Origin of the sequence: uncultured Aureimonas sp. (assembly GCF_913775355.1) — a bacterium.
GTDB lineage: Bacteria > Pseudomonadota > Alphaproteobacteria > Rhizobiales > Rhizobiaceae > Aureimonas.
Window position 1 is genome coordinate 1 of the sequence record NZ_CAJYIU010000274.1, and the last position, 8,439, is coordinate 8,439.

Annotated in this window: 8 protein-coding genes and 3 tRNA genes; 2 read left to right on the forward strand and 9 right to left on the reverse strand. The window is 63.9% G+C overall.

All coding sequences use genetic code 11. The annotated features are described in order from the left end of the window. From nuoG to QZ753_RS16635, 9 genes are all read right to left on the reverse strand, one after another. Positions 1 to 1,249 (reverse strand): NADH-quinone oxidoreductase subunit NuoG (nuoG, locus tag QZ753_RS16595; protein WP_294645212.1); only part of this gene is annotated, 1,249 nt, incomplete at its 3' end. Between the two features lie 190 nt (positions 1,250 to 1,439). Next, on the reverse strand, positions 1,440 to 2,747 hold the full coding sequence (nuoF, locus tag QZ753_RS16600; protein WP_294645215.1) for an NADH-quinone oxidoreductase subunit NuoF: 1,308 nt from the start codon (positions 2,745 to 2,747) through the stop codon (positions 1,440 to 1,442). Between the two features lie 14 nt (positions 2,748 to 2,761). Then, entirely contained in the window at positions 2,762 to 3,955 is a 1,194-nt protein-coding gene (gene nuoE / locus QZ753_RS16605; protein WP_294645216.1) for an NADH-quinone oxidoreductase subunit NuoE, read from the reverse strand. Positions 3,956 to 4,120: 165 nt separating this feature from the next. After that, a complete protein-coding gene (locus QZ753_RS16610; protein ID WP_294645218.1) occupies positions 4,121 to 5,311 on the reverse strand; it encodes an NADH-quinone oxidoreductase subunit D in 1,191 nt (396 codons plus the stop codon). A 177-nt stretch (positions 5,312 to 5,488) separates the two neighbouring features. Next, on the reverse strand, positions 5,489 to 6,082 hold the full coding sequence (locus QZ753_RS16615; RefSeq protein ID WP_294645220.1) for an NADH-quinone oxidoreductase subunit C: 594 nt from the start codon (positions 6,080 to 6,082) through the stop codon (positions 5,489 to 5,491). Between the two features lie 7 nt (positions 6,083 to 6,089). Beyond that, positions 6,090 to 6,668, reverse strand: a complete 579-nt coding sequence (locus tag QZ753_RS16620; protein ID WP_156369126.1) for an NADH-quinone oxidoreductase subunit B family protein — start codon at positions 6,666 to 6,668, stop codon at positions 6,090 to 6,092. Beyond that, positions 6,638 to 7,003 (reverse strand): NADH-quinone oxidoreductase subunit A, encoded by a 366-nt coding sequence (locus QZ753_RS16625; RefSeq protein ID WP_055884662.1) that lies wholly within the window; start codon positions 7,001 to 7,003, stop codon positions 6,638 to 6,640. Before QZ753_RS16625 ends, QZ753_RS16620 begins: the two co-directional genes overlap by 31 nt. Positions 7,004 to 7,291: 288 nt before the next feature. Continuing rightward, a tRNA-Asp gene (locus QZ753_RS16630) sits at positions 7,292 to 7,368 on the reverse strand. A gap of 48 nt (positions 7,369 to 7,416) precedes the next feature. Then, a tRNA-Asp gene (locus tag QZ753_RS16635) sits at positions 7,417 to 7,493 on the reverse strand. A 278-nt stretch (positions 7,494 to 7,771) separates the two neighbouring features. Here QZ753_RS16635 and QZ753_RS16640 point away from each other — a divergent pair. Together QZ753_RS16640 and QZ753_RS16645 are read left to right on the forward strand one after the other, a co-directional pair. After that, positions 7,772 to 7,844: transfer RNA gene (locus tag QZ753_RS16640), tRNA-Val, on the forward strand. 176 nt (positions 7,845 to 8,020) lie between these two features. Then, the coding region (locus tag QZ753_RS16645) for an HNH endonuclease (protein WP_294645223.1) at positions 8,021 to 8,439 on the forward strand (419 nt) is incomplete at its 3' end.

Genomic DNA, 8,439 nt, shown 5'->3' on the forward strand with positions numbered 1-8,439 from the left:
AGCGCAGGTCCGACTTCTCGCCGATGAAACCGACGGGGAAGTCGCCGCGACGCCAGCGCTTGCGGATGCGCGCGTTCAGAACCGGGGCTTCGAAGCGGGGATTGGAGCCGATGATCAGCAGCGCATCAGCCTGCTCGATGCCGGCGATCGTCGTGTTGAAGATGTAAGAGGCGCGCCCGTCGGCGGGATCCAGCTTCGCCCCGTCCTGACGGCAATCGAGATTGGCGGAGCCGAGCTGACCCATCAGGCACTTCAGAGCCCACATGTCCTCGACCGCCGACAAGTCGCCTGCGATCGCACCGATCCGGTCAGACGCGACGCCGAAAACCTTCTGTCGAATAGCCTCGAACGCTTCCGGCCAGGAAGCCGGCTGGAGACGACCGTCGCGACGAACATACGGCCGATCGAGCCGCTGCGTCCGCAGCCCGTCCCAGACGAAGCGTGTCTTGTCGGAAATCCACTCCTCGTTGACGAGGTCGTTGATGCGAGGAAGGATCCGCATCACCTCGCGGCCGCGCGTGTCGACGCGGATCGCCGAACCGACAGCGTCCATGACGTCGACCGACTCGGTCTTGGTCAGCTCCCAAGGACGCGCCTGGAAGGCGTAGGGACGTGAGGTCAGGGCGCCGACCGGGCACAGGTCGATCACGTTGCCCTGAAGCTCGGAGGTCATCGCCTGCTCGAGATAGGTGGTGATCTCGGCGTCCTCGCCGCGGCCGACGAGGCCAAGTTCGGAAATGCCAGCCACCTCTGTCGTGAAGCGAACGCAGCGCGTGCAGTGGATGCAGCGCGTCATGATCGTCTTGACGAGGGGGCCGATATACTTGTCCTCGACGGCGCGCTTGTTCTCCTGGTAGCGCGACGAATCGACGCCGAACGCCATCGCCTGGTCCTGAAGATCGCACTCGCCGCCCTGATCGCAGATCGGGCAATCCAGCGGGTGGTTGATCAAGAGGAATTCCATGACGCCCTCGCGGGCCTTCTTCACCATCGGCGTGTTGGTGAAGATCTCCGGCGCTTCGCCGTTCGGGCCGGGGCGAAGGTCGCGGACGCCCATCGCGCAGGACGCAGCCGGCTTCGGCGGACCGCCCTTTACCTCGATGAGGCACATGCGGCAATTACCAGCGACCGACAGGCGCTCATGGAAGCAGAAGCGCGGAATCTCGGCACCCGCCTCCTCCGCCGCCTGCAGCAGCGTGTAGTGGTCGGGAACCTCGATCTCGTTTCCGTCGACTTTGATCTTTGCCATTTTCAGACCCGATCGAACTTGGCTTTCAAAGTGCGACGGTCGCCAGACAAACGGCGACCATTGTCACTGGCCAGATATCCATTACCTCGGCGGATCGGTCCGGCGACATCCGACCGGACGCCATCCGACTGCTCCACCAACTTGTCTGCCAAACTCCGATCGAGACCGAAGCTGGCAGACCATCAAGAACCTACTCCGCCGCCTGCAGGATCGGCTTGCGACCCGTGTCGGCATTGCGCGAGAACTCGTCGATGCGACGCTCGATCTCCGGGCGGAAGTGGCGAACCAAGCCCTGGATCGGCCAGGCGGCGGCATCGCCGAGCGCACAGATCGTATGGCCTTCGACCTGCTTCGTCACGTCGAGCAGCATGTCGATCTCGCGCTTCTGCGCGTTGCCGACCACCATGCGCTCCATGACGCGCCACATCCACCCCGTGCCTTCGCGGCACGGCGTGCACTGACCGCAACTCTCGTGCTTATAGAAGTACGCAAGGCGGGCGATCGCACGGACGATGTCGGTCGACTTGTCCATGACGATCACGGCAGCTGTGCCGAACGAGGACTTCACCTCGCGCATGCCGTCGAAATCCATCGGCGCGTCGAGAATCTGCTCGCCGGGCACCAGCGGACAAGACGAGCCGCCCGGGATGACCGCCAGAAGGTTCTCGTAGCCGCCCCGCACGCCGCCACAGTGACGGTCGATCAGCTCACGGAACGGAATGCCCATCGATTCCTCGACCGTGCACGGCCGGTTCACGTGGCCGGAGATCGAGAAGAGCTTCGTGCCCGTGTTGTTCGGACGGCCGATGCCGGCGAACCAGCCACCGCCGCGGCGCAGGATGGTCGGCGCGACCGCGATCGACTCGACGTTGTTGACCGTCGTCGGGCACCCGTACAGGCCCATGTTGGCCGGGAACGGCGGCTTCAGACGCGGCTGGCCCTTCTTGCCTTCGAGGCTCTCGAGCAGCGCTGTCTCTTCGCCGCAAATGTACGCGCCGGCGCCATGATGGACGAAGATGTCCATGTCCCAGCCGCACTTGTTGTCGCGTCCAAGCAGGCCCGCCTCGTAGCATTCGTCGATGGCAAGCTGCAGCGCCTCGCGCTCGCGGACATACTCGCCGCGGACGTAGATGTAGGCCGTGTGCGCGCCCATCGCAAAACCGGCGATCACGCAGCCCTCGACCAGCGTGAACGGGTCGTTGCGCATGATTTCCCGGTCCTTGCAGGTCCCGGGTTCGGATTCATCGGCGTTGACCACGAGGTAGTGCGGCCGCTCGCCCACTTCCTTTGGCATGAACGACCACTTCAGGCCGGTCGGGAAGCCGGCGCCACCGCGACCGCGCAGGCCCGAGGCCTTCATCTCGTTGATGATCCAGTCGCGGCCCTTGCCGATGATATCGGCGGTGCCGTCGAAATGGCCGCGCTTCATCGCGCCTTTCAGGCTCTTGTCCCGAAGGCCGTAGATGTTGGTGAAGATCCGGTCCTTGTCCTGAAGCATGTTCCGATCTCCGCCTATTCCGAGGCCTTCGGCTTTGTGCCGCGGCGACCCTTCGCAGGCTCGCCCTTGCCGACGTCCGGACCCGGAAGAACGTCATCCGTGTCGGTGCGCTTGCCTTCCAGCGTGCTGGTCGCCGTGTGATCCTTACCTGAAAGGTCTTCCTGTCCGGTCGCGGCAGAGCCCCGGTCGCTATCGTCGACGAATTTCTCTTCCAAGACGACGACGCTCTGCGCGCTGACCCCCTTCGTCGTGAGCGGACCATCCGTGCGAGCCTCGCCCGACGAGGTTTCCGACTGCTTATCCTGCGCGGCCGCATTCGTCTCCGCAGCGCCGGTCGGTCCCTGCTGCGTTCCGCCCGTCTGTCCGGACGTGGCCGACTGGTTCGTCAGGTCGACGCTGGTCGCCTCTTCGGCTGCAGGATGCGTCTTGGAGACGCCGTCCGGCCCCTTGATCGTCGGATCGGTTTCCGGAGCGTGCGTATCCACTCGAGCAGCCTGCGAGGGGGCTGCACCGGCCCCGCCGTCGCTCGGCGCGGGCGTTCCGCCGGTCTGAGGTGCCGTGCGGGCCTCGTCGGTAGCGCTACCGTCGTCGTCGTCGTTGAACGTATTCAGAGTCGTCAGGCCGCCGACCGGGACCGAAAGGTGACGGTCGATCTGTGGGCCCTTCTTGACCGCAGCGCCCTCGCCGCGGTCGAACGCGTCGATGATCTCCGCGAGCCGATCCGCCGTCAGGTCCTCGTAGGTGTCCTTGAAGACCATCACCATCGGAGCGTTCACGCAGGCGCCGAGGCACTCGACCTCCTCCCACGAGAGCGTTCCGCTCTCGTTCAGGTGGAACGGCTGCGGATGGATCTTCTCGCGGCAGACGCGCTTCAGATCGTCCGAACCCCGCAGCATGCAAGGTGTCGTGCCGCACACCTGGATATGGGCGCGCGTGCCGACCGGCGCGAGTTGGAACTGCGTGTAGAAGGTCGCGACCTCGAGAACGCGGATCATCGGCATGCGAAGACGCTGCGCGACGTGCTCGATGGCAGCCTTCGTCACCCAGCCGTCCTGCTCCTGCGCACGCATCAGGAGCGGAATGACTGCGGACTGCTGGCGGCCTTCCGGATATTTGCGGATCGTCGCCTCGGCCCATTCGGCGTTCTGCGCCGAGAAGGCAAAACCCTGAGGCTGAACGGCATCTTCCGCAAGACGTCTGACGGACATCGGACCTCGACTTCAGAACGGTTCCAACACACCCGTGTTGCGGCGCGTTCTAACACATTAAGCATGAAAGACCAGCGCCCGAACCCCTGCCGGACGCCATGTCGTATCGATTTTCGATCGCCGTTCGGAGGGCAATCTGGACTATTCTCGCCAGCCGGTACCGCTCTAGCGGTCGACCTCGCCGAAGACGATGTCGCACGATCCAAGGATCGCCGAGACGTCGGCCAGCATGTGATTGCGGCAAAGGAAATCCATCGCCTGGAGATGGGCGAAGCCGGGCGCGCGGATCTTGCAGCGGTAGGGCTTGTTCGTCCCGTCCGCCACCAGATAGACGCCGAACTCGCCCTTCGGCGCCTCGACGGCCGCATAGACCTCACCCTCGGGGACGTGGAAGCCTTCGGTGTACAGCTTGAAGTGGTGGATCAGCGCTTCCATCGAGCGGCGCATCTCGCCACGCTTCGGCGGCACGACCTTGCCCTCGGTCGAGGCGAAAGGACCGGTCCGATCGCGGTCCGCGAGGCGCTCGACGCACTGCTTCATGATCGCGACCGACTGACGCATCTCTTCCATACGGATGAGGTAGCGGTCGTAGCAGTCGCCGTTTTTGCCGATCGGAATGTCGAAATCCATCTGGTCGTAGCACTCGTAGGGCTGCGACTTGCGCAAGTCCCACGCGGCGCCCGAACCGCGGACCATGACGCCCGAAAAGCCCCAGGCCCAGGCATCCTCCAGGCTGACGACGCCGATATCGACGTTCCGCTGCTTGAAGATACGGTTCTCGGTCAGGAGTTCGTCGATGTCGGCGAGGCGCGGCAGGAACTCGTCGCACCAGACGCCGATATCGTCGACGAGTTGCGGCGCCAGATCCTGATGCACGCCGCCCGGCCGGAAGTAGGCGGCATGAAGCCGAGCGCCCGACGCGCGCTCGTAGAAAACCATCAGCTTTTCGCGCTCCTCGAAGCCCCAGAGCGGCGGGGTCAGCGCGCCGACGTCCATCGCCTGGGTGGTCACGTTGAGGAGGTGCGAGAGAATACGCCCGATCTCGCAGTAGAGAACGCGGATCAACTGGCCCCTGATCGGGACCTCGACGCCGGCAAGACGCTCGACCGCGAGGCAGAACGCATGCTCCTGGTTCATCGGCGCGACGTAGTCGAGCCGGTCGAAGTAGGGCATCGCTTGCAGATAGGTCTTCTGCTCGATCAGCTTCTCGGTGCCGCGATGTAGCAGGCCGATATGCGGATCGACGCGCTCGACGTTCTCTCCGTCGAGCTCGAGCACGAGGCGGAGCACGCCGTGCGCGGCCGGATGCTGCGGGCCGAAATTGATATTGAAGTTCCGGACGTCGATCTCGGCCACGGTCAGGCACCCTGCTCGTTTGCGAATTGCGCTAAAACCTGCGCGCCCGTGATCCTACGGGCTTCGTTCGCGAAGGAATAATGCGACGACTTGTCGTCGACGGACCCGGGACTGCTGCTCGACGGACTCCGACGGTCGAAACCGCCGGACGGAAAAGCGCCCTCGCCCGCCAACCTCTCAGTTCGCCTTCGCCTTCTCGTCGCCCGGCAGCACGTAGTCCGTGCCCTCCCACGGCGACAGGAAGTCGAATTGCCGGAATTCCTGACGTAGCTCCACCGGTTCGTAGACGACCTGCTTCAGCTGCTCGTCGTAATGCACCTCGACGAACCCGGTCAGCGGGAAGTCCTTGCGCAGCGGGTGCCCCTCGAAGCCGTAATCCGTGAGGATGCGGCGAAGATCGGGGTGCCCGGTGAACAGGATCCCGTAGAGATCGTAGGCCTCGCGCTCGAACCAGTCAGCGCCCGGAAAGACGCTGGTGATCGAGGGAACCGGATCGTCTTCGCCGGTCAGAACCTTAACGCGGATGCGCTGGTTCAGGTACGGCGAAAGGAGGTGGATCACCACCTCGAACCGGTCGACGCGCGCCGGATAGTCCACGCCGCATAGGTCGACGAAGGACTTGAACTGGCATTGCGGGTCGTCGCGCAGATGCGTCACGACCTCGACGAGGTGCTCCGGGTCGACCGTAAGCGTCAGTTCGTCGAGCCGGATGTCCGACGCGACAAGCTTCTCGCCGAACAGCGGGACCAGATATTCCGAAAGCTCGTTCATACGCCCCTCAACGCTCGATCGTACCGAGACGACGGATTTTCTTCTGGAGAAGAAGAACGCCGTAGAGAAGCGCCTCCGCCGTCGGCGGGCAGCCCGGCACGTAGATGTCGACGGGAACCACGCGATCGCAGCCGCGCACCACCGAATAGGAGTAGTGGTAGTAGCCACCGCCGTTGGCGCACGAACCCATCGAGATCACATAGCGCGGCTCCGGCATTTGGTCGTAGACCTTGCGGAGCGCCGGAGCCATCTTGTTGGTCAGGGTGCCCGCGACGATCATCACGTCGGACTGGCGGGGCGACGCGCGCGGCGCGAAGCCGAAGCGCTCGCCGTCGTAGCGCGGCATCGACATCTGCATCATCTCGACCGCGCAGCATGCGAGGCCGAACGTCATCCACATGAGCGAGCCCGTGCGCGCCCACTGGATGAGATCCTCAGTCGAGGTGACGATGAAGCCCTTATCGGCCAGTTCGTTGTTGACCTCGGTGACGAACGGGTCGGCCGCAGGCGCTACCTGCAGGTCGGACCGCGCGGCAAACGGGGCGGTACCGGGGTTCAATCCCATTCGAGGGCACCTTTCTTCCATTCATAGACAAACCCGACGGTCAGGACGCCGAGGAAGACCATCATCGACCAGAAACCAGCCCATCCCAGATCGCCGAACGAGGCAGCCCAGGGAAACAGGAACGCGACTTCGAGGTCGAAGATGATGAAGAGGATCGACACCAGATAGAATCGGACGTCGAACTTCATGCGCGAATCATCGAACGCGTCGAAGCCGCACTCGTAGGCCGACAGCTTCTCGTCGTCCGGCGCCTTGAAGGCGAGCAGGAACGGTGACACGAGAAGCGCGACACCGATGAGGAGCGCGACGCCGACGAAGATGACGATCGGCAGGTAGGATCCAAGAAGCTCGTTCACAAGCGTGTCTTCCTCTGAGCCGGGTGCGCCAAGTCCGCACACCGGCCGCGGCAGTGCGGCTTTGAAAACCTGACGGGGACGTATGTGATCGACGAACGCCTTCAATGCGTCCAACGGCCACGGCTCACGCCCTTCGCATTGCGGCGAGGATTAGACCCTTCCTAATGTGGACGCAAGCAGCATCCCCGCCCCTCCGGCGTGCTCCGGGCAATCTTCGCGAGGACGCAAAACGACGCGGCCTTAGGGTCTGCGGAGGCCTGTCAGGACATTACGAAGAAGATGGGCGAATGGCGCGAGTGACGGGGCTCGAACCCGCGACCTCCGGCGTGACAGGCCGGCACTCTAACCGACTGAGCTACACCCGCGCTTGTCGTTGCCGCAGATTCGCAGCAACGTAGAAAATCGAAGTACGATGGCGCGAGTGACGGGGCTCGAACCCGCGACCTCCGGCGTGACAGGCCGGCACTCTAACCAACTGAGCTACACCCGCGCATCGTATTGTGTCGCTGGCGTGTCCGTCAGCGGCATGAGCGGTCGTTTACGGGCTCCCCTTCCGTCTGTCAACGCGCTTTCGCACTCGACGTGAAAACGCTTTCGGATCAGTGCGTTTGCAGCGCCCCGCCAGAAGAATCGAGCTCGCGAGTGACCATTCCCGCCGCGCCCAGCCCGTCAGCCATCGCGAATCTTCGCTTACGCTGTGCGCTGCGATCGCCTGCCGCCGTGCCTCTTGACCGAAGGTTGGCCAAGCGCGTAATCCCTCGCCCCGAAGGGCGATTAGCTCAGTTGGTAGAGCGCCTCGCTTACACCGAGGATGCCGGGAGTTCGAGTCTCTCATCGCCCACCGACCCTTCACCACTGCGCCGTAGGGGTTTCGGACTATCCATCCGAGCTGAACGAACCCCGAATTGAACCTCCCTTTCGGCACTCCCTGCCGAACCCCTGCGGAATTACGAATTCGTTCCTCTCTTTCTCGGGCATGCGGATTTTTGGACGTCTCTTCAACGGAGACGCCCGCAGATGCCCGGCCGCAATCCTTCCCCGCCTCCCGCCGACCTTCTCTCGATTCTGAAATACGACCCGGACACGGGCATCCTCGTCTGGACGAACACGCTTCGCGGACGTCCTCCCGGCCGCCGCGCCGGCAACCTCGACAAGGACGGATACAGGGTCGTCGGCTACGCCGGCCGGACCTACCGCGCCCATCACCTCGCCTGGCTGATCATGAAGAGCGAGTGGCCGACGCAGATCGTCGATCATGCGAACGGCGATCCCGACGACAACCGCATCGCGAACCTGCGCCTTTCGACGCCGTCGCAGAACTCGTCGAACCGGAAGAAGCCGGCGACGAACACGTCGGGCTACAAGAGCGTCATCCGGCACCACAAGAGCGGCCGTTGGAACGCGCAGATCAAGGACGGACCGAAGGCGCTCTTCCT